The following is a 21,245-nucleotide window of genomic DNA, read 5'->3' as shown; positions in this document are numbered from 1 at the left end:
GCAAATTGATAATAGGCAGCACATGGTTCAGGTTGTTGAATATAACGAAGATAACTACAGCGATTATGAATGGTTTGACGGTTTTGCAGTAATTCGCTTTTATGCGGACTGGTGCGCACCGTGCGTGCAAAACTTTCCAATCTTTGAACAATGCGCTACGCAAATGTCAGCACAATTTCTAAACCTGAAATTTGGTAAGGTGAATGTTGATCAATCGCCCATTCTTACCCTGCGCTATAACGTCTATGGCTTGCCTTCCACTTTGATTTTCTATCAAGGGCAAGTGGTACAACGAATAGCAGGTGTAAAAACGAAATCTAACCTGCAAAGTATCATTTTAAAAACCATGCAGGAACATCAAGCCTAAAGCATTCGTATTTTATTCAGCTGCAGGTTTTTTAACTGTTTCTTGAACTGCTGGCGGCATCTGTACAAACTGCATCAGAAACTTACGTACCAACGGCAGCATAATTAATATTAGCGGAAACGCCACCACCCACGACATACCCCAAGCGCGTAGCCAAATACCAATAAAACCGTCGACCAGGCCTTTATTCATTAGCATATTAAAGCATGAGATTGAACCGCTCATAATGCCTGATAAAAATAACGGCATCAGCAATGCCAGATGTTTGGGATGAAATTTTGGGAGTTGATTCATCTGTAAATACCTATTGTTCGTCTTGGGCTGCGTTCTGGGCTTTTACGGTTTGTTTCAGTGTTTTCATAAATTGGCCAAAATGCGGCATGAAATCTTTAAATAAAGGATGGTCTTTGTTCTCTAGCAAGGTTTCACCAAACAGCTTCAGACCCACAGCAAAGGCTTTGGTCTTTTCATCATCAAAGAGCTGCGCTTTAGTCAAATGCTCTAACACCTTAAATATGTCATCATGGTTATAGGCATTAAATTGCAATGATTCTGCATAATTCGATGGATTACCTTGAGCGTCGGCAACGTGTTTTACCGTAATTTCATATTGATGCTGTTTCATTGTGTCACCTCCATACGGCTGATTTCGACGGCCGCCTGATCGATTTTTTCTGCAATCTCAAAAACCTGTTCAGGTGTTAGTTCACAATGCTGAATCTTGATGCGTAATGAGGCTTTAAGGTTTTCCATCGCACGTTTAATGTCGATATACACTTCGTTGTTATGGATTTGTTTACGGGTATCAAAACGGCAGAGGATTTTTTCAATGGTGCTCTGTTGTGCCGCTAAGTGTTGCGTACCTAGAGCCGTAATGCTGTACTGCTTGCGCTCGTCAGCATTAAGTTCAGCGTGAATATACTGTTGTTCTTCTAAGTAATTCAGCGTTGGGTAAATCGTACCCGTACTTGGGCTGTAACCGCCACCGACAACTGTGCCGACATCTTTAATAATGTCGTAGCTGAACTTGGGCGCTTGGGAGATGAGGTGCAGCACCAATATTTTCATGTGCCCTGCTTCAAATAGACGCTTACGTGTCTTGACCGGACTTTCAATATCGGCAATGAGGTCTGAATTTGGCATAGCAAAGATACACCTTAAGATTAATTAAGATATATCTTATCATTAATTTACTATTTGTCATGTTTTATTTAAAATATTAAAAAAGCCACTGTGAAGTGGCTTAATATAATTTTGTTTTAATTAACTTATCAGCTACAAACACTATCAACAAATGCTTGCCCCATAGTACCGGGTATTGCATCTTGCATTTCAACATATGAATAATTGCGTCCATAGTTAGCAATTACGTTTCCAGTCTTTTTATAACCAACAATAGATTTTAATCCCAAGGTATTATCAGAGCAATTTACCCACATCAATTGAAGTCTATAATCACCAACTGCCAATCCATCTTGAGAAATATCATTAATCACAGTACTTCTTATCCAAACCTTTTGATGACCTTTATAAGAATACTCTTTAACTTGACTAATCGAGGCTGGATTATATTCATAATAAAACTCTCTATCAGCATCAAAGCCAATATTTGCCCATTCAGTTTCCGCAAAGACCGATGTAGCCATTAAAGTTATTATAATCGCCAATAAATTTTTAGGCATACTCCCCCCCATCACTACTCATTCAAATATATTTTTTAATTACTTACGATGCTCTCGAACCATTTGGTCATTCACATCTTGAGGATAACAAAGTGGCGTATAACCACCCGCACGGTTGTAGGCACTTCGCTTACCACACCGACTACCATTTCTTGCAGTATTGTAAGGACAAGGGCAATTTCCCGGATAACTATCAATAGACTGCTGTATTATTTTCTGCTTAATTACCTCTGTACTTTGCCCATTTTGCTTAGCCTCTACTGTAAAAGACAAACATAACCCCATTAAAAATAAAAACTTTTTCATAAAAACCCCTCAATATAATCATTTTACAGAGAAAATATTTATGAGAACCATCACACACAATTTAAGTGTTTTATTTTTCAGCAATTAATCTATAGCAATAAAAAACCCGCCTTCCGGCGGGTCTTTTATTTGAAGTGGATTAATCGATTACAGACGAACCAACTCAACAATTTTCTCAGCAACTTCTTCAGCAGTATCGAATGCATAAGTCACATCAGTGCCTTCAGCAGCATCAGTAATCACAACTACACCAGTTTCACGAACAAGCGCAACTTGCTCAGCAGTTAAACCTGCTTTCGCAATCGCAACCACACCTTGCTGAATCAACAAGCTTTCAATTGCTTGTGCATTTTCCAGTGCTTGTGCAGACACCGTCACCGCAGCAGGTTTTTGACCTAAACGTGCAGCACGATCTTCCACTGTTACAGGGTTGCTATGCGCAGTCCATTCAACAGACTCTTCCACCATACCCGCACCAACAGTTACGTTGCTTAAACGGTCAATAAAGATGAATGAACCGGTGTAACGGCTGTCTTGGTAACGATCAAATACCACGGGCGCATCAAATTCAACAGTCACATTGGCAATCGCATTCAGCTCAAGGTTTTCGACTTGAACCTTCTCCAGTGTGTTAACGTTGGTACGGTAATGAATCGCGGTTACTTTGGCCGGAACGGTTTGCGTACCAATCTTAATGTTGTACAACTTGCCAATCACCAGCGGTTGATCCGCCATCCACACCACAGTCGCATTTACCGAACGTGAAATGCTAGGAACAGCTTGATCCGCACGAATCAGCATATTACCGCGCGAAATATCAATTTCATCATTTAAAGTAAGCGTTACAGCCTGACCTGCAACCGCGCGTTCCAAGTTGCCGTCAAAAGTAACAATCTCTTTTACTGTTGATGATTTACCTGATGGTAATGCGGTAATCGTATCACCAACTTTCACTTCACCTAGTGCGATCGTACCGCAGAAACCACGGAAGTCGAGGTTTGGACGGTTTACGTATTGAACAGGGAAACGGAATTCGTGTTTGCTAGTATCACGGGTAATTTCCACAGTTTCCAAAGTCGCCATCAAAGTTTGACCTTTGTACCATGGCGTATTTGGAGATGGATTTACCACGTTATCGCCATTCAACGCAGAAATTGGCGTGAAGATAATATTTGCAGGTTTACGATCGCCCAATTGGTTCACGAACTCGTTGTATTCCGCTTGAATTTCATTGAAACGCGTTTCAGAGAATTCAACCAAGTCCATTTTGTTGATTGCAACAACAATATTGCGAATTCCCAAAAGGCTAGCAATAAACGAGTGACGACGCGTTTGTGTTTGAACGCCATAACGCGCATCAATCAAGATAATCGCAAGATCTGCAGTCGACGCACCTGTCGCCATGTTACGCGTGTATTGTTCGTGTCCTGGGGTGTCAGCAATAATGAACTTACGTTTTTCTGTAGAGAAATAACGGTAAGCCACATCAATGGTAATACCCTGCTCACGTTCAGCTTGTAGACCATCTACAAGTAAAGCCAAGTCAGGTGCATCACCTGTAGTGCCGACTTTTTTCGAGTCACGCGTTACAGCTTGCAACTGGTCTTCATAAATCAATTTTGAATCGTAAAGTAAACGACCAATTAAAGTTGATTTACCATCATCGACGTTACCACAAGTCAAGAAACGCAATAAGTCTTTATTTTCGTGCTGTTTTAAATACGCCAAGATATCTTGGCTAATCAGTTCTGATTGATGAGACATTGCTCAAAGCTCCACAAATTCTTTTGAAATCGGTTTCTTTAATCCCCCTGTTTCCCCCTTTATAAAAGGGGGAACTTTCTCGTCTCTTTATTAAAGAGAGGTCGGGAGAGATTCTTAGAAGTAACCTTCCTGCTTTTTCTTTTCCATTGAACCCGCTTCATCATGGTCAATCATACGACCTTGACGCTCTGAGCTGGTTGCTAAAAGCATTTCTTGGATAATTTCCGGCAAAGTTGTTGCAGTTGATTCAACCGCACCCGTTAATGGGTAACAACCTAAAGTACGGAAACGTACCGATTTCATTTGAGGCACTTCACCTTCTTTCAGTGGCATACGCTCATCATCAACCATGATCAGTGTACCGCTACGTTCCACAACAGGACGTTCAGCAGCCAAGTATAAAGGCACCAAAGGAATGTTCTCTTGGTAGATATATTGCCAAATATCCAACTCAGTCCAGTTAGACAATGGGAATACACGAATACTTTCGCCTTTGTTCACTTTACCGTTGTAAAGGTTCCAAAGTTCTGGACGTTGGTTTTTAGGGTCCCAACGGTGTTTCGAATCACGGAATGAATATACGCGTTCTTTTGCACGTGACTTTTCTTCGTCACGACGTGCGCCACCAAAAGCAGCATCGAACTGGTATTTATCAAGCGCTTGTTTTAAGCCTTGAGTTTTCATGATGTCGGTATATTTCGAGCTACCATAATCGAATGGGTTTACGCCTGCGTCTTTCCCTTCTTTATTTTGATGCACGATTAAGTCAAAGCCATGCTCTTTCGCCATGTTGTCACGGAATTTGATCATGTCTTTAAACTTCCAGCCCGTGTCTACATGTAGTAGTGGGAATGGTAGTTTGGCAGGATAGAAAGCTTTGAGGGCTAAATGCAGCATGACAGCTGAATCTTTACCAATTGAATACAGCATGACTGGGTTTTCAAACTCAGCAGCAACTTCACGGATGATATGAATACTCTCAGCTTCAAGCTGTTTAAGATGAGTAAGTCTTTCCTCATTTAATGACATGGACAACACCAGCTTAGAATATGTGTACTTATTACACTTTTAAAGATATTTATGCATTATAGTGATTAAGCCTTCATAACGATTGCTTGTTTTGTGATATTGATATTCTTATTCGTCATATACAAAATGTCTGATAGCACTTATCAATTTTAATTAATTTAAGTCTTTAGCAACATAAAATGGGTGGCTTATTCTAATAAATTTTTCGCTATTGTAATTAATTTTTTAGCAATGAACTCATCGTTAAATCCTCTAATAAATCCATATAAAAAGTTATAAAAATCTCCTACAGTGAGCATGTCTCTCACAAATTCTGTCGATCATGCCATATAGTCATTACACACTTGAAACTTTAAAAGCACTGATTGAGAGAGCAAGTCTTGCAGGCTATCTCTATCAGCATTCCAATAACATTTTGGTTTTACAAGAAGCATTGAATGACGATGGAAGCCCGTTAAATAACTTTGTACAACACGAACTGTCAGCCGATCAAATTGGACTGCAATTTGGTCTACAACTTTTGGACAATAACCTCGAGTTTTTAATTGGGGTGACGCACAGTAATCAAGACCGTGGCTATGAAATTGGTGCAGGTAATCTAAAAGGTGATCAGCGTGCCTTTAACTTACTCTATGCTTTTTATAATTTTCCGAAAGCATTTCACTTAATTCACCTACCGCTTGCTGCAAACAGTACTCAAATGGAAGATGCGATTGAACAACAGTTGTTTCAGTTAGCAAGCATGGGCTTTTTAGATACAGCTGTAAAAACCAACCCAATGGGTGAACAAGTCAAATGGATGAAAACATTTATTGTTCAGGCGGCCCTGGATATGAAAGTGCGTATCCAGACCTCTTTGCTATAAGATCTAATTTTATACTGAAGCATAATTAGTTTAATTAAAGGTCAAAAATAGCTGCTGTATTTCATCGGAATTTAGCAGCCAGTATTTAAGTTACACTTTTTAACATTTAATACAAAGCATGCTAATTCAGCGTTTATATTGAGATCTGCTCTGCTTTTATTTATATCTAAAAAAAATTACACAACAGCAAGTTAAGTTTAAATATTTAGAGCAAAAACACCAAAACAAAGTCTTTGCTAAGTATCAACTTTACATTTAAATGTGAAATTTCGCTTAAATAAGCTGCCATTCATCACATAATTCTTAACAGTCTGTTAACTCGTCATGTAATTTGATTACACAATATAGACAGATAATGCTATTTTACATACAGGAAAAAACGATTCAGCCAGAATTACTTTTTTATTTTTTATAAGCATAAATATAGAGATAAATATAATGTGGGAACTGTTCACACATCCTTCCAATATCGTATTTAGCATCAGTCTTTGCCTGATGTTCCTCTTCGGCATTTTTGAAATTGTCTTAACGCTACTGGGTGGCGGCTCGCAAGGTTTTTTAGATCAATTCCTGCCTGAAGATGTTGGACACAACGCCGAACTTGGCGTTGATGCCGACCATAGTGTGTTTACCAAAGTTCTTGATTGGTTATATTTAGGTCGTGTTCCCCTATTTGTATGGCTGATTATTTTCTTATGTGCCTACAGTTTACTTGGCTTCACGATCCAAGCCTTGGTCAATCAGTTTACCAATATGATGTTCAGCGCTTGGCTCATTGCACCTGCTTGTGTATTCCTGTGCATGCCAATCGTGCGATATAGCACAATGCTACTTGCCCGCATTTTACCTCAAGATGAAACTACAGCTATTTATAGCGATGAATTGATAGGTCGTACAGCAACTATTATTTTAGGTAACGCACGCCAGAAATACCCAGCTCAAGCGCGTGTTCAAGATCAACACGGTTTGACCCATTATATTCTGGTCGAACCTGAATTAGATGAAGTTTTTAATCAAGGTCAGTCCGTCGTACTCACCCAAAAAACAGCTGTCGGCTTTCAAGCGACTAACCTTTAAAACAGTCTTCATTTGATTGACATTCAATGCTGTTTGAATGAATACATATTAAAAGACCCGATCAAATTGTTCATTTAGAAACTACAAAACGGGGCTGAAAATAACTTTTTTAAACCAAAATAATTAGCCTTGTACGCTAATTTGAACTACAACAACAGAGATAAGATCCATGTTAGACATTATTCCAAGCGGTATCCTTGTAACAGTCGGGATAATTTTTGCCGCGCTCATTTTTATTGGTTTTATTATTGCGCGACTTTATCGTCGCTCAAGTAAAGAGATTTCATTTGTCCGTACAGGTTTTGGTGGCGAAAAAGTCATTCTCGGTGGTGGTGCAATTGTATTGCCTGTACTTCATGAAATCATTCCAGTAAATATGAATACACTTCGTCTTGAAGTGCGCCGTGCTGATGACCAAGCCTTGATTACCCGTGACCGTATGCGTGTGGATGTCATGGCTGAATTCTACGTACGTGTAAAACCAACTGCTGACTCAATCGCAACTGCTGCACAAACATTAGGTCAAAAAACCATGTCTCCAAATGAGTTGAAAAACTTAGTTGAAGGTAAATTCGTTGACTCATTACGTGCCGTTGCAGCTGAAATGGCGATGGAAGAACTACATGAAAAGCGTGTCGACTTCGTACAAAAAGTTCAGCAAGTGGTTTCTGAAGATTTACACAAAAACGGCTTGGAATTGGAAACTGTCTCTTTAACAGGTTTAGACCAAACTGGTTTTAAATACTTTAACCCACAAAACGCGTTCGATGCTGAAGGTTTAACCAAACTCACCGAAACCATTGAAGACCGTCGTCGTAAGCGTAATGCCATTGAGCAAGACGCAGACCTTGCAATTAAAACTAAAAACCTAGAAGCAGAACAAGCACGCTTACAAATCTTACGTGAAGAAGAATACGCGAAACTGCAACAAGAACGTGAAATTTCTGTACGCCGTGCAGAACAGCTTGCAGAAATTGCTTCTCAAGAAGCTGCGAAAAAACGTGAAGCTGAAGAAGCGCGTATTGCAGCAGAACGTGAAGTTGACTTAAAACGTATTACTGCAGCACGTGATGTTGAAAACCAGAATATTCAAAAATCACAGATTATTCAGCAAGCTCAAGTCGAACAAAAGAAAACCATTGAACTGGCTGAACAAGACCGTGCAATTGCGATTGCTGAAAAATCACGTGCTGAATCTGAAGCTAAAGCACATGCTGACCAAGCACGTGCTCAAGCGGTAAAAGCTGAAGAAGAAGTTATTACTGTTCGTCAGATTCAACAAGCTGAACGTCAAAAAGCAGTTGAGTTGGTATCGGCAAAAGAGAAAGCCGAAAAAGATGCAATTGCGATTACTGTAGCTGCTGAAGCAGGTAAACAAGCAGCAGCTGATGATGCAGAAGCGATTCGTATTGCAGCTGAAGCTGAAGCTGAAAAAGTCCGTCTTAAAGCAAAAGGTGAAGCAGACGCAAAAGTATTACTTGCTCAAGCAATGGAAAAACAATACCAAGTTGATGCTGAAGGTACACGTGCTGTGAATGAAGCAAATAACGTATTGTCTTCTGAGCAGGTTGAAATGCAAATTCGCCTAGCATTGTTAAAATACTTACCTGAAATCATTCGTGAAAGTGTTAAACCGATGGAAAATATTGATGACATCAAAATTTTACAGGTCAATGGTTTAGGCAATGTCGGTTCAGTAGCATCTGGGGTTGATGGTGCGGAATCTTCACAAGTTGCTTTGTCTGATCAAGTGGTAAATAGTGCGCTACGCTATCGTACTCAAGCACCACTAATTGATAGCTTGATGAATGAACTAGGGATTCAAGGCGGCGACATCAATGGTTTAACCCAAAGCTTAAAACCGCAAAGCAAAGCTCAATAGTAGTTAGACTTACAAGCAAAAAACGCGACGATCTGTCGCGTTTTTTATCATCTACTTTAATATTCAACTTTCAATAAAATACACATTTAAGCTGTTAAAGCGATAGAGCTAAGAATTCACTCAGCACAGCAAACCTATCATTTATTATAAAAATTTAAGTTAGTTTAGCTAGGTAATCGATTCGCCGACCATCAGAAAATTCAAAGAAGTAATGTAAACATCCTAGACGCTACAATTGAGTGAAAATATTCTAAACAGTAATGGAAAAAACTTTTTTTCAAATAAGCCGAGTTAAGCCATTTAGTGCAAACGCACCCAAAAGAAACGAATCAATTGCCCACGATCATAAGGAAAATTTGAAAGGTACTCATATCCCACTTTATTTCTTTTGTTGACTTTAATTTCAATACCATACCCGAATGAAATACTGAGTACATCCAAGTCTGAACTGTGAAACTCCCCTGTCCCTAGTTTATGGCTCAAACCATCCGAGTTGTAGGCCGAGTAGTTAAATACACGAATATATTCATTCTCATAAAAATCGTTATTGATCAATGTATAATCGTTTTCCTCTTCATCATGTTGTGCGGCTAACTGCTGATAATAGTGGAAAATATCATCACTCAAAGACTCAGCCAAGTAGACGTCTTCATTTTCAGCATAAGTGCTATTCATCGCTAGCCCGAACAAGAATAAGCAACGACAAAACAATAAATGAATCGGCTTTAACATCTGTAATATTATGTCTTCAAAAGAATTATTTTAATTATGAATATAGCATAGTCTCCTATAGAAACAGTGAACACCAAATATTTATCAATTCTCAGATTGTTAAGTACATAGTAAATCTTGCTCTAATTTAACCATTTTGTCTTTTGTCCAATATGGATTTTTCAATGTGGCTAAATATAGTTTTCAGCTGAGATTAAACACTCTAATACCCATATTATTTTTATACAGAGAAATGTATTAGTGCAAACCAATATGCTCTCCACAAAAAAGCCGTATGTGCAATTAAGACATACGGCTTTTTCCTTTAAAATATAAAAGGCTTAAACTAAACCTTTATCCTTTAAAAGTTGGAACATCGTTGAACCGAGTTCTGCTGGGCTACGCGTGTACGCCATCCCCGCCTTTTCAAATGCTGCAAACTTTTCTTCCGCTGTCCCTTTACCACCAGAAATAATTGCTCCCGCATGCCCCATACGCTTGCCTTTCGGTGCTGTTACACCTGCAATATAACCCACCACAGGTTTGGTGACATGCGATTGAATATATTCAGCTGCTTCTTCTTCCGCAGTACCGCCAATTTCACCAATCATTATGATGGCTTCAGTTTGCGGATCTTCTTGGAAGAGTTTCAAACAATCAATTTGGTTCATACCTGGAATTGGGTCACCACCAATACCAATACACGTCGATTGACCTAATCCTAGTTTAGTCGTTTGCGCTACTGCTTCGTATGTCAATGTACCTGAACGCGAGATAATACCGATTTTACCTGGCTGATGAATATGACCTGGCATAATTCCTATCTTGCATTCACCTGGCGTAATGATCCCAGGACAATTTGGCCCAATTAAACGTGCATTATTACCATAGGTTTCTAAGTAACGTTTGGCCTTCAACATATCTAGTGTAGGTACACCTTCAGTAATCACTACAATCAGTTCAATACCAGAATCAATCGATTCAATGATTGAATCCAAAACAAATGGTGCTGGCACATAAATTGACGTTGCTGTCGCACCTGTTTCACGCACCGCTTCTTTCATGGTATTAAATACAGGTAGATCAAGGTGCGTTTGACCGCCTTTACCCGGTGTCACGCCACCAACAACTTTCGTACCATAGGCAATCGATTGCTCAGAGTGAAAAGTCCCATTTTTACCTGTGAAGCCTTGTACCAATACTTTTGTGTCTTTATTAACTAATACGCTCATGATTGATACTCCCTTAACCTTTCACTGCAGCAACAATTTTTTCCGCAGCGTCAGCAAGACCATTTGCAGAAATTAATTTCAAACCTGATTCATCAAGTAATTTCGCACCAAGTTCTGCATTGTTCCCTTCTAAGCGAACAACCACAGGTACAGTTACGTTTACTTCCTGAACCGCTGCAATAATTGCTTCAGCAATCATGTCGCAACGTACAATTCCACCAAAAATGTTAATTAATACACCTTGTACAGAACTGTCCGCTAAAATAATTTTAAATGCTTCAATAACACGTTCTTTGGTTGCGCCGCCCCCTACATCAAGGAAGTTTGCAGGTTGGCCACCATAGAGTTTGATAATATCCATGGTTGCCATTGCAAGACCAGCACCATTTACCATACAACCAATATTACCTTCTAGCGCAACATAGTTTAGATCAAACTCAGATGCTTTTAATTCACGCTCATTCTCTTGTGATTTATCACGTAGTGCTGCAACTTCTGGCAAGCGGTAAAGCGCGTTTGAATCAATACCTACTTTTGCATCAACACATAGAATGTCGCCATTTTCACGTACAGATAATGGGTTAATTTCAAACAATGCAAAATCATTTTCAATGAAAGCTTGATATGCCGCTGACATGATTTTAACGAATTGATTTACTTGACCATCTTTTAAGTTCAGTGCAAATGCTACTTCACGTGCTTGAAATGGCAATAATCCCACGAGTGGATCAACTTCAACTTTAATAATTTTTTCAGGGGTTTCTTCTGCGACTTTTTCAATTTCAACACCGCCCTCTGTCGATGCCATAAAAGTTACACGACGGCTTGAGCGATCAACCACAGCACCTAAATACAATTCACGTTCAACCGGATATACATCTTCAGATACTAAAATACTGTTTACAGGTTGACCATTTGCATCGGTTTGATAAGTGACTAAACGCGAACCAATTATTTGATTGGCATATTCTGCAGCTTCAGCAGCAGACTTCACTACTTTTACACCACCCGCTTTACCACGACCACCCGCATGTACTTGGGTTTTTAAAACTGCAAATTTACCACCGAGTTGTTCAAATGCAGCCACTGTCTCATCTGCATTTGTTGCAAGAATACCTTCTTGAACCGGCATACCATATTTTTTTAATAACGCTTTCGCTTGATATTCATGTAGATTCATTGAACAACCTTTTACTCTTTTTTCGCTTTGTTATGAACTATTAAAGCCCAGACATCCGTCAAAGCAGCTTTAACCTTTTTAAATCTTAAAATATTTCTTATCTTTATTTTTAGATGATTGTTCAAACAAAAACAACCACCTGAAACAAAAAAGAGCGGCCTTAGCCGCTCTTTTTACATCTTATTTACGTTTACGCTGAATCGCGTGAATCGCACGTCCATCTACTGCAAGCGCAGCTTCATGAACAACTTCCGAGAATGTCGGATGACCAAAAGTCATTAATTGAAGATCTTCAACAGAAGATACAAATTCAAGTGCGATCATACCTTGGTGAACGATGTCAGACGCTGCTGGTCCAATCACGTGCATACCAAGTAGACGATCTGTTTTCGCATCAGCAACAAACTTAACGAAACCAGCGCCTTCACCAGCAGCCAACGCACGACCATTTACAGCGAAACCGAATTGACCTGTTTTCACTTCATGACCTTTTTCAGCAGCTTGCTGTTCTGTTAAACCAACCCACGCCGCTTCTGGGTGTGTGTAGATAACAGAAATGATTGTGTCATAGTTCACTTGAGCTGCATGACCGTGGATACGTTCAACAGCCATTACGCCTTCTTCCATTGCTTTATGCGCAAGCATTGGACCACGTACTAAGTCACCAATTGCATATACGCCTTCAACAGAAGTTGCACACCAATCATTAACTTCAACCAAACCACGTTCAGTCAGTTTAATACCACAGTCATCAGCCAATAGGCCTTCAGCATAAGCGCGACGCCCCACACAAACGATTAATTTATCGAATGCTTGAGTTTTTTCTTCGCCACCTTGTGTGTATTTAACAGTAACTTCAGAACCGTTGATTTCTGTACCAGCAACTTTAGCACCAACACGGATATCAAGACCTTGTTTAGTTAACAGTTTTTGGTAGTCTTTTGCCAAAGCTTTATCAGCCATTGGTAAGAATGCATCCATTGCTTCAAATACAACAACTTCCGCACCAAGACGACGCCATACAGAACCAAGTTCTAGACCAATTACGCCTGCACCAATCACACCAAGACGTTTAGGCACTTCTTGGAATTCAAGAGCGCCAGTTGAATCAACAATGATGTCTTGATCTACAGGAGCTACAGGGATATTTACAGGTACAGAACCAGTCGCAAGAATCACGTATTTAGGTTCTAAAATTTGAGTTTCGCCTTCGTGAGATACGAACTCAACTTTTTTACCAGCAAGTAATTTACCAGTACCTTTTAACCATTCAATACCGTTACCTTTTAATAACTGGTCAATACCGCCAGTTAATTGGTCAACGATTTTGTCTTTACGTGCAAGTAATTTTGCAAGGTCAAACTTCACTTCACCAGTTGTAATGCCGTGGTCATCTAAGTGATGAACTGTATCTTCGTAACGGTGAGATGAATCAAGTAATGCTTTAGATGGGATACAACCCACGTTTAAGCAAGTACCACCTAAAGATGGTTTACCTTTATGAATACGTTTTTCAATACAAGCTACTTTAAAGCCTAATTGAGCAGCGCGGATAGCAGCTTCATAACCACCAGGACCGCCACCAATAACAACTAAATCAAATTGAGACATGTGTATCTCCAAAAATGGGCTTAGAGGATCACTCTAAGCCCATTGCATTATTCTGAAGTATTAAAGATCAAGGATTAGCTTAGCTGGTTCTTCTAACAATTCTTTGATTGTTACAAGGAAACCTACAGCTTCTTTACCATCGATTAGACGGTGGTCATAAGAAAGCGCTAAGTACATCATTGGAAGAATTTCTACTTGACCATTTACTGCCATAGGACGCTCTTGGATTTTGTGCATGCCCAAGATTGCAGTTTGTGGTGTGTTCAAAATTGGCGTAGAAAGTAATGAACCGAAAGTACCACCATTAGTAATAGTGAATGTACCGCCAGTCATATCTTCGATACCTAATTTACCGTCACGTGCTTTACCAGCATATGCACGGATACCGTTTTCAACTTCAGCATAGTTCATGCGGTCAGTATCACGAAGTACCGGAACCACTAGACCACGATCAGAAGAAACAGCTACGCCGATGTCATAGAAACCGTGGTAAACGATATCGTTACCATCAATTGAAGCGTTTACAGCTGGGTAGCGTTTAAGTGCTTCAGTTGCAGCTTTAACGAAGAATGACATGAAGCCAAGACGAGCACCATGGCGTTTTTCAAACGCATCTTTGTATTGTGCACGCATTTCCATGATTGGTTTCATGTTCACTTCGTTAAACGTAGTCAACATTGCAGTTTCTTGAGTTGCAGCAAGAAGACGTTCAGCAACACGTTTACGAAGACGAGTCATAGGAACACGTTTTTCGATACGTTCACCTACAGCAACGCTTAATGGCGCAGCAGCAGGAGCAGCTGGTTTCGCTTGATGAGCAGCAACATCTTCTTTAGTGATGCGACCACCGCGACCAGTACCTGCCACGTCAGCAGCAGCAATACCAGACTCAGTTAATGCTTTACGAACAGCAGGAGCTTGATCAGCAACTGGTTGTGCACGCTCAACAACAGGAGCAGCACCCGCTTGAGTTTGCGCAGCTGCTTGTTCAACTTGAGCTTCAGATTGAACTGCTTGAGTTTGCGCAGCACCAGATGCAGCAGCACCTTCTTCAAAAGTTGCAATAACTTCAGCAGAAAGAACTGTATCACCTTCGTTTTTAACGATTTCTGTAATTGTACCGTCAGCAGGAGCTACAACTTCCAAAACAACTTTGTCAGTTTCAATATCACAGATAACTTCGTCACGTGATACTGCTTCACCCGGTTGTTTGTGCCAAGTTGCAACTGTACCGTCAGCAACTGACTCTGGGAATACCGGTGCTTTAATTTCGGTTGCCATTTTTAAGAATCTCCTGTTATTCAGCTACGATAGCTAAAGCATCATTTACGAGCTGAGCTTGTTGTTTTGCATGCAAATATGGTGAACCACAAGCCGGTGCAGCAGAAGCTTCACGACCTGCATAACTAATACGAACTTGTTTGCCCGCTTTCATCACGTCGTCATATAGACGCGGAGCGATGAATAACCATGCACCTTGGTTCTTCGGTTCTTCTTGCGCCCACACCAATTCAGTTACGTTTGGATATTGAGCTAGAACTTCAGCAAGACGTGCTTCTGGGTACGGATACAATTGTTCAATACGAACGATTGCAGTGTTGTTCAATTCTTTTTCACGACGTTTTTCAAGTAAGTCGTAGTAAACCTTACCACCACAAAGTACTAGACGTGTTACGTCAGACTTGTTGATGTTGTCGATTTCATCGATCACAGTTTGGAATGTACCATTTGCAAGTTCTTCTAATGTAGACGTTGCAAGTTTGTGACGAAGAAGCGACTTAGGTGAAGTCACGATCATTGGCTTACGAATCGGACGAAGTGCTTGACGACGCATCGCATGGTAAATCTGCGCTGGTGTAGTCGGTGTGATCACTTGCATGTTTTCTTCAGCACATAACTGTAAGAAACGCTCTAAACGAGCTGATGAATGCTCAGGACCTTGACCTTCAAAACCGTGTGGAAGAAGCATAGTTAAACCACATACGCGTTCCCATTTGGTTTCACCAGAAGCGATGAATTGGTCAATTACAACTTGCGCACAGTTCGCGAAGTCACCGAATTGCGCTTCCCAAATCACAAGGCTCTTAGGAAGAGTCGTTGCATAACCATATTCGAATGCCAATACAGCCATTTCTGACAATAATGAGTCATAAATTGCAGTACGTGGTTGATTTTCTTTCAAGTTACATAATGGAATGTAAGTTGAACCATCTACTTGGTTATGTAGTTTTGCATGACGGTGTGAGAATGTACCACGGCCAACATCTTCACCTGTTAAACGAACAAGGAAACCTTCGTCTAAGATAGATGCATAAGCTAAAGTTTCTGCAGCACCCCAGTTCAATGGCATTTCACCAGTCTGCATTTTCAGACGGTCATCAATCACTTTCGCAACCTGACGTTGCATTACGAAGCCTTCTGGAAGCTCGCGCATTTTGGCACCAAGCTCTTTCAGACGTTCGATTGGGAAAGTAGTATCCCATTTATCTGTATATTCGTGGCCTAGGTAAGGTTTCCAATCCACAAACATTTTAGTATTTGGCTCTAAAACAAGTGCATTCGCTACGTGTTTACCTGCTTCAAGGTCTGAACGATATTGTTCAACCATTGCGTCAGCAGCTGCACGATCTAATACACCCTCTTGAACCAATTGATCTGCATAAAGCGTACGAGTTGTCGCTTTTTTGTTGATCACTTGATACATCATTGGCTGAGTTGCAGCAGGTTCATCCGCTTCGTTATGACCACGACGACGGTAGCAGAACATGTCAATAACGACGTCTTTACGGAAGGTATGACGGAAGTCATGTGCCAATTGAGAAACAAACAATACAGATTCAGGATCATCACCGTTCACATGGAAAATCGGCGCTTGGATCATTTTCGCGATGTCAGTACAGTATTCTGTAGAACGAGCATCACGTGGATCTGAAGTTGTGAAACCAACTTGGTTGTTTACAACGATATGAACTGTACCACCCACGGTGTAACCACGCGTTTGTGACATCTGGAAGGTTTCTTGGTTTACACCTTGACCAGCAAATGCAGCATCACCATGAACAATGATTGGCAATACGTCATCACCACCAATGTCTTTACGACGTACTTGGCGCGCACGTACAGACCCTTCAACTACAGGTCCAACGATTTCTAAGTGAGATGGGTTAAACGCTAATGCTAAGTGAACTTCGCCACCTGGAGTCATTACGTTTGAAGAGAAACCTTGGTGGTATTTAACGTCACCAGAACCTTTCTTATGAAGTGCTTTACCTTCAAATTCACCAAAAAGGTCTGCTGGGTTTTTACCCATGATGTTGACAAGAAGGTTTAAACGGCCACGGTGAGGCATACCGATAACCACTTCTTTACAACCAACTGAACCTGCACGTTGAATAAGTTCATTCACCATAGGAATGAATGATTCACCACCTTCAACACCGAAACGTTTTGCACCAACGAATTTATTACCAAGGTATTTTTCAAGACCTTCAGCAGCAGTCAAACGCTCTAATACATGTTTCTTTTGTTCAGCAGAGAAACCGAATTGACCACGTGCGCCTTCAAGGCGTTGTTGAATCCAACGTTTTTCTTTGGTATCAACAATGTGCATGTATTCAACACCAATAGAAGCTGTATAAGTTGCTTCCATTGCCTGAACCATTTCACCTAGAGTTGCTTCAGACTTACCAATTGCTAGATTACCAGTATTAAATACTGTATCTAGATCAGACTGAGTCAAACCATGTGCAGCAAGATCAAGATCTGGCACGATTTCACGTTTTGCAAGACCAAGTGGATCTAATTTAGCGTTTTGGTGACCACGGTTACGATAAGCAGCGATTAACTGTAAAACACCGATTTGACGGCGCTCGTGTTCAGAACTTACTGCGCTTTGAACGACAGGTTGAACACGGCTTGAATTACGGCCTAATAATAGGAATTGCTCGCGTACATTGCTGTGTGGTTGATCACCTTTCGGGAATTTATCGAAGTATGCACGCCAGTCAGCTTCTACTGAATCTGGAGCCGTTAAATACTGCTCATAAAGTTCTTCAATATACGCTGCACTGTCAGCGCTAAGTTCAGTGTCAAGACGCAGTGCGTCAGCAACTTCTTGCATTTGTGGACCCATTTCCTATTGCAAAACATTTCAGGATGCTTTTTAAGCGAACCCATGATTAATAATGTCAAATTGGTAACATGACATTAATCCCCATCAGGCTGAAGCCATGAGGCGTTATCACAACATCAGGAATACCTGATGTGATTAATGAACAATAACGCCCTCAGCGGCATCATTACTCATTGAGAAATACCCGACATTAATCGGGCAATTTTTTGCAAATCGTCTTGGAAAAATCAAATATTGACCATTTGGCTTTTCTAAACCGACTTAAGCACATTTATATACTGTCTGAAGCACTAAATTTGTTGAAAAAATGTACCTATATCAAGCCTATTTTTTACATACACTGATGCTATAAATGCTAACACGTTCGGGCATTTTCAATTGATTTTTTTGACACATACCATTCATAAATTAGCTAAATACAGAGTATGTATTTTCATCTATGATATGGTGCTACATATAAAAATATCTTTCAATTGAGACCAAAGTCTACGTCAGATTTACCCCATCATATCCACATAAAACAAAAGAGAGCTGACATTACTATCCTCTCCCTTTTAATTACGTTACATAATAACATTTTCTTAATCATTTGACAGGTTTGCTTGTCCGTTTCATCAATAAATAACCACATACTTATCGTTTTATACTTTAAAAATATCTTTCCCCATAAAATCATACGCTTAATAAAACATCACCTTTTACAATTTTTTCCTCTCGTGACGATCACTATTTACTATGACAAAAAAAAGCGCACCCAAGGTGCGCTCTTTTTTTCTGCTAACTCTATTAGCCTAAATCTAAAAGCATATTACGGATGTGACCGATTGCTTTAGTTGGGTTAAGACCCTTAGGACATACAGACACACAGTTCATAATACCTTTACAACGGAACAACGAGAATGGGTCGTCAAGACGAGCCAAACGCTCTTGAGTTGCTGTATCACGAGAGTCGATGATAAAACGGTATGCATTCAACAATGCTGAAGGACCCAAGAATTTATCAGGGTTCCACCAGAATGATGGGCATGAAGTTGAACAACATGCACAAAGAATACATTCATACAAACCATCTAAATGTTCACGGTCTTCTGGAGACTGTAAACGCTCTTTCGCTGGTGCAGGTTGATTATTGATTAGGAATGGGTGAATTTTGTCATACTGATCGTAGAACTGGTTCATATCCACAACTAAGTCTTTAACCACTGGCAAACCAGGTAAAGGACGGATTGTAATTTCGTTTGGCAAATCGTTTAGGTTCCAAAGACACGCCAAACCATTTTTACCGTTGATGTTTACACCATCAGAACCACAGATACCTTCACGGCATGAACGACGGAACGTTAAAGATTCATCTTGTACTTTCAATGCTAGAAGTGCATCAAGCAACATACGGTGCTTGTCAGTCAACTCCAATTTGAAAGTTTGCATGTACGGTGCTGTATCCTTATCAGGATCGTAGCGGTAGATATTAAATGTACGAGTACCTCTACTCATCTTACTTCTCCTAATTAGAATGTACGTGGTTTAGGTGGAATCGCGTCAACCGATAATGGTTTGTAACGCACAGGCTTGTACTCAAGATGGTTATCAACAGAGAACCATAATGTGTGCTTCATCCACTCATCATCACGACGACCATAAGGGTAAGCTGGATGATCCGGAGATTCTTCGAAATCAACAACTGTATGCGCACCACGACACTCTTTACGAGCAGCCGCAGAGATTAATGTCGCTTTAGCAACTTCATACAAGTTTTCAACTTCAAGTGCTTCAATACGTGCAGTGTTGAATACTTTAGATTTGTCTTTCAAGTGAATATTGCGTACGCGCGGTTCAATTGCAAGAATCTGCTTCACACCTTCTTCAAGAAGTGCAGATGTACGGAATACACCAGCGTGATCTTGAACGATATCACGGATTGCATCAGCAACTTCTTGAGCATTCTCACCTGAAGTAGATTCATCAAGTTGTTTAATACGTTTAAACGTATTCTCAAGAACAGTTGTAGGAAGTGGCGCATATTCATCACCGTGATGCTTAGTCACGTAATCGATGATGTGTTCACCAGCTGCCTTACCAAATACAACCAAATCAAGAAGTGAGTTCGTACCAAGACGGTTCGCACCGTGTACAGATACACATGAACATTCACCAATTGCATAGAAACCTTTTACTGGCTTAGTGAAGTTACGTTCACCACCATTGTGTGAATACACATCAGTTTCTTTATTGTAATTCGCTACAAGTGCTTCAGTTTCACGGCTTTCTGGAAGAACCACTTGACCATGAATGTTTGTAGGAATACCACCCATTTGATAATGAATAGTAGGTACTACAGGAATCGGCTCTTTCGTGATGTCAACGTTCGCGAACTTACGACCAATCTCAAATACAGATGGTAGACGTTTCATGATCGTATCCGCACCCAAGTGCGTCATATCAAGCAAGATGTAATCTTTCTTAGGACCACAACCACGACCTTCTTTAATTTCTTGGTCCATAGAACGTGAAACGAAGTCACGAGGAGCCAAGTCTTTCAGTGTCGGAGCATAGCGTTCCATGAACGGCTCACCAGCATCGTTACGAAGGATTGCACCTTCACCACGACAACCTTCAGTCAACAATACACCAGCGCCCGCTACACCTGTAGGGTGGAACTGCCAGAATTCCATATCTTGTAATGGAATACCCGCACGAGCAGCCATACCAAGACCATCACCAGTATTGATATAAGCGTTTGTAGATGCGCGGTAAACACGACCAGCACCACCAGTAGCAAACAATGTTGCTTTACCTTGGAATACTGCAATGTTACCTGTTTCCTGGTCAATCGCTGTTACACCAAGCACATCACCTGCTTCGTTACGAATAAGATCAAGCGCGATCCATTCAACGAAGAATTGAGTGCCCATTTTCACGTTGCTTTGATAAAGCGTATGAAGAAGTGCGTGGCCTGTACGGTCAGCAGCAGCACAAGCACGTGGAACTGGTTTTTCACCATAGTTCGCAGCGTGACCACCGAATGGACGTTGGTAAATTGTGCCGTCAGCATTACGGTCGAATGGCATACCTAGGTGTTCAAGTTCATAAACAACTTGTGGCGCTTCGCGAGTCATGTACTCGATTGCGTCTTGGTCACCTAACCAGTCAGAACCTTTAACTGTATCGTAGAAGTGGTAGTGCCAGTTATCTTCTTGCATGTTACCAAGAGATGCACCAATACCACCCTGCGCTGCTACAGTGTGTGAACGCGTAGGGAATACTTTAGTTAGTACTGCTACTTTCAAACCAGCTTGAGCAAGTTGGTAAGAAGCACGCATACCTGAACCACCACCACCAACGATGACTGCATCGAAAGTTTGGTGCGGAATATTTGTGTAATCTTCTTTAGGGGTTATAGCGCCCAT

19 protein-coding genes are annotated in these 21,245 nt (G+C 40.6%); 4 read left to right on the top strand and 15 right to left on the bottom strand.

Annotated elements, in window-relative coordinates:
* Positions 1-22: 22 nt before the first annotated feature.
* Positions 23-367, top strand: a complete 345-nt coding sequence (locus FTV09_RS06320) for a co-chaperone YbbN (RefSeq protein ID WP_067762398.1) — start codon at positions 23-25, stop codon at positions 365-367.
* Positions 368-379: 12 nt separating this feature from the next.
* Here the strand turns inward: FTV09_RS06320 and FTV09_RS06315 are convergent, their stop codons facing one another.
* From FTV09_RS06315 to cysD, 7 genes are all read right to left on the bottom strand, one after another.
* Positions 380-661 (bottom strand): DUF2798 domain-containing protein, encoded by a 282-nt coding sequence (locus tag FTV09_RS06315; protein ID WP_180057361.1) that lies wholly within the window; start codon positions 659-661, stop codon positions 380-382.
* A gap of 10 nt (positions 662-671) precedes the next feature.
* Positions 672-992, bottom strand: a complete 321-nt coding sequence (locus FTV09_RS06310; RefSeq protein ID WP_180057359.1) for a DUF3861 domain-containing protein — start codon at positions 990-992, stop codon at positions 672-674.
* On the bottom strand, positions 989-1,510 hold the full coding sequence (locus FTV09_RS06305) for a PadR family transcriptional regulator (protein WP_180057357.1): 522 nt from the start codon (positions 1,508-1,510) through the stop codon (positions 989-991). The genes FTV09_RS06310 and FTV09_RS06305 overlap by 4 nt, the downstream gene beginning before the upstream one ends.
* Before the next feature lie 128 nt (positions 1,511-1,638).
* Complete coding sequence (locus FTV09_RS06300) at positions 1,639-2,049, bottom strand: hypothetical protein (RefSeq protein ID WP_150923031.1); 411 nt, start codon at positions 2,047-2,049, stop codon at positions 1,639-1,641.
* Positions 2,050-2,088: 39 nt separating this feature from the next.
* The gene (locus FTV09_RS06295) at positions 2,089-2,355 is read right to left on the bottom strand and encodes a hypothetical protein (RefSeq protein ID WP_180057355.1); all 267 of its coding nucleotides are present in this window, start codon (positions 2,353-2,355) and stop codon (positions 2,089-2,091) included.
* 147 nt (positions 2,356-2,502) lie between these two features.
* Positions 2,503-4,119, bottom strand: a complete 1,617-nt coding sequence (gene cysN, locus FTV09_RS06290) for a sulfate adenylyltransferase subunit CysN (protein ID WP_180057354.1) — start codon at positions 4,117-4,119, stop codon at positions 2,503-2,505.
* A 114-nt stretch (positions 4,120-4,233) separates the two neighbouring features.
* Positions 4,234-5,148, bottom strand: a complete 915-nt coding sequence (gene cysD, locus FTV09_RS06285; RefSeq protein ID WP_067762384.1) for a sulfate adenylyltransferase subunit CysD — start codon at positions 5,146-5,148, stop codon at positions 4,234-4,236.
* A 322-nt stretch (positions 5,149-5,470) separates the two neighbouring features.
* On the opposite strand from cysD, the gene FTV09_RS06280 reads away from it, so the two are divergent.
* The 3 genes from FTV09_RS06280 to FTV09_RS06270 all read left to right on the top strand — a co-directional run bounded on the left by FTV09_RS06280 (position 5,471) and on the right by FTV09_RS06270 (position 8,972).
* Positions 5,471-6,013, top strand: a complete 543-nt coding sequence (locus FTV09_RS06280) for a hypothetical protein (RefSeq protein ID WP_180057352.1) — start codon at positions 5,471-5,473, stop codon at positions 6,011-6,013.
* Positions 6,014-6,451: 438 nt separating this feature from the next.
* Positions 6,452-7,090: a YqiJ family protein gene (locus FTV09_RS06275; RefSeq protein WP_067762380.1), complete on the top strand. Its 639-nt coding sequence runs from the start codon at positions 6,452-6,454 to the stop codon at positions 7,088-7,090.
* 169 nt (positions 7,091-7,259) lie between these two features.
* Positions 7,260-8,972 (top strand): flotillin family protein, encoded by a 1,713-nt coding sequence (locus tag FTV09_RS06270; RefSeq protein WP_067762378.1) that lies wholly within the window; start codon positions 7,260-7,262, stop codon positions 8,970-8,972.
* Between the two features lie 300 nt (positions 8,973-9,272).
* Here the strand turns inward: FTV09_RS06270 and FTV09_RS06265 are convergent, their stop codons facing one another.
* The 8 genes from FTV09_RS06265 to FTV09_RS06230 form a co-directional block, all read right to left on the bottom strand.
* Positions 9,273-9,647, bottom strand: coding sequence for a hypothetical protein (locus tag FTV09_RS06265; RefSeq protein ID WP_245668197.1), 375 nt, complete (start codon positions 9,645-9,647; stop codon positions 9,273-9,275).
* Positions 9,648-10,024: 377 nt separating this feature from the next.
* Positions 10,025-10,915, bottom strand: a complete 891-nt coding sequence (gene sucD / locus FTV09_RS06260) for a succinate--CoA ligase subunit alpha (protein ID WP_067762374.1) — start codon at positions 10,913-10,915, stop codon at positions 10,025-10,027.
* A 13-nt stretch (positions 10,916-10,928) separates the two neighbouring features.
* Positions 10,929-12,095, bottom strand: coding sequence for an ADP-forming succinate--CoA ligase subunit beta (sucC, locus tag FTV09_RS06255; RefSeq protein ID WP_180057350.1), 1,167 nt, complete (start codon positions 12,093-12,095; stop codon positions 10,929-10,931).
* Between the two features lie 180 nt (positions 12,096-12,275).
* The gene (gene lpdA, locus FTV09_RS06250; protein WP_067762369.1) at positions 12,276-13,706 is read right to left on the bottom strand and encodes a dihydrolipoyl dehydrogenase; all 1,431 of its coding nucleotides are present in this window, start codon (positions 13,704-13,706) and stop codon (positions 12,276-12,278) included.
* Between the two features lie 60 nt (positions 13,707-13,766).
* Complete coding sequence (odhB, locus tag FTV09_RS06245) at positions 13,767-14,987, bottom strand: 2-oxoglutarate dehydrogenase complex dihydrolipoyllysine-residue succinyltransferase (RefSeq protein ID WP_067762367.1); 1,221 nt, start codon at positions 14,985-14,987, stop codon at positions 13,767-13,769.
* Positions 14,988-15,003: 16 nt separating this feature from the next.
* On the bottom strand, positions 15,004-17,826 hold the full coding sequence (locus tag FTV09_RS06240; RefSeq protein WP_067762463.1) for a 2-oxoglutarate dehydrogenase E1 component: 2,823 nt from the start codon (positions 17,824-17,826) through the stop codon (positions 15,004-15,006).
* A 798-nt stretch (positions 17,827-18,624) separates the two neighbouring features.
* Positions 18,625-19,332, bottom strand: a complete 708-nt coding sequence (locus FTV09_RS06235; RefSeq protein WP_067762365.1) for a succinate dehydrogenase iron-sulfur subunit — start codon at positions 19,330-19,332, stop codon at positions 18,625-18,627.
* 14 nt (positions 19,333-19,346) lie between these two features.
* Positions 19,347-21,245, bottom strand: a complete 1,899-nt coding sequence (locus FTV09_RS06230) for an FAD-dependent oxidoreductase (protein WP_067762364.1) — start codon at positions 21,243-21,245, stop codon at positions 19,347-19,349.

The organism is Acinetobacter sp. YH12227 (assembly GCF_013417785.1).
GTDB lineage: Bacteria > Pseudomonadota > Gammaproteobacteria > Pseudomonadales > Moraxellaceae > Acinetobacter > Acinetobacter gandensis.
This window is presented reverse-complemented; position numbering and strand designations above follow the sequence as displayed.

Bases quoted from the DNA above. Each gene is read 5' to 3' on its own strand.
- FTV09_RS06240 (WP_067762463.1), bottom strand. From the start codon at position 17,826: ATGCAAGAAGTTGCTGACGCACTGCGTCTTGACACTGAACTTAGCGCT.
- FTV09_RS06280 (WP_180057352.1), top strand. From the start codon at position 5,471: ATGCCATATAGTCATTACACACTTGAAACTTTAAAAGCACTGATTGAG.
- odhB (WP_067762367.1), bottom strand. From the start codon at position 14,987: ATGGCAACCGAAATTAAAGCACCGGTATTCCCAGAGTCAGTTGCTGAC.
- FTV09_RS06230 (WP_067762364.1), bottom strand. From the start codon at position 21,245: ATGGGCGCTATAACCCCTAAAGAAGATTACACAAATATTCCGCACCAA.
- cysD (WP_067762384.1), bottom strand. From the start codon at position 5,148: ATGTCATTAAATGAGGAAAGACTTACTCATCTTAAACAGCTTGAAGCT.
- sucD (WP_067762374.1), bottom strand. From the start codon at position 10,915: ATGAGCGTATTAGTTAATAAAGACACAAAAGTATTGGTACAAGGCTTC.
- FTV09_RS06265 (WP_245668197.1), bottom strand. From the start codon at position 9,647: ATGAATAGCACTTATGCTGAAAATGAAGACGTCTACTTGGCTGAGTCT.
- FTV09_RS06310 (WP_180057359.1), bottom strand. From the start codon at position 992: ATGAAACAGCATCAATATGAAATTACGGTAAAACACGTTGCCGACGCT.
- FTV09_RS06320 (WP_067762398.1), top strand. From the start codon at position 23: ATGGTTCAGGTTGTTGAATATAACGAAGATAACTACAGCGATTATGAA.
- sucC (WP_180057350.1), bottom strand. From the start codon at position 12,095: ATGAATCTACATGAATATCAAGCGAAAGCGTTATTAAAAAAATATGGT.
- FTV09_RS06305 (WP_180057357.1), bottom strand. From the start codon at position 1,510: ATGCCAAATTCAGACCTCATTGCCGATATTGAAAGTCCGGTCAAGACA.
- FTV09_RS06270 (WP_067762378.1), top strand. From the start codon at position 7,260: ATGTTAGACATTATTCCAAGCGGTATCCTTGTAACAGTCGGGATAATT.
- FTV09_RS06275 (WP_067762380.1), top strand. From the start codon at position 6,452: ATGTGGGAACTGTTCACACATCCTTCCAATATCGTATTTAGCATCAGT.
- cysN (WP_180057354.1), bottom strand. From the start codon at position 4,119: ATGTCTCATCAATCAGAACTGATTAGCCAAGATATCTTGGCGTATTTA.
- FTV09_RS06295 (WP_180057355.1), bottom strand. From the start codon at position 2,355: ATGAAAAAGTTTTTATTTTTAATGGGGTTATGTTTGTCTTTTACAGTA.
- FTV09_RS06235 (WP_067762365.1), bottom strand. From the start codon at position 19,332: ATGAGTAGAGGTACTCGTACATTTAATATCTACCGCTACGATCCTGAT.
- FTV09_RS06300 (WP_150923031.1), bottom strand. From the start codon at position 2,049: ATGCCTAAAAATTTATTGGCGATTATAATAACTTTAATGGCTACATCG.
- lpdA (WP_067762369.1), bottom strand. From the start codon at position 13,706: ATGTCTCAATTTGATTTAGTTGTTATTGGTGGCGGTCCTGGTGGTTAT.
- FTV09_RS06315 (WP_180057361.1), bottom strand. From the start codon at position 661: ATGAATCAACTCCCAAAATTTCATCCCAAACATCTGGCATTGCTGATG.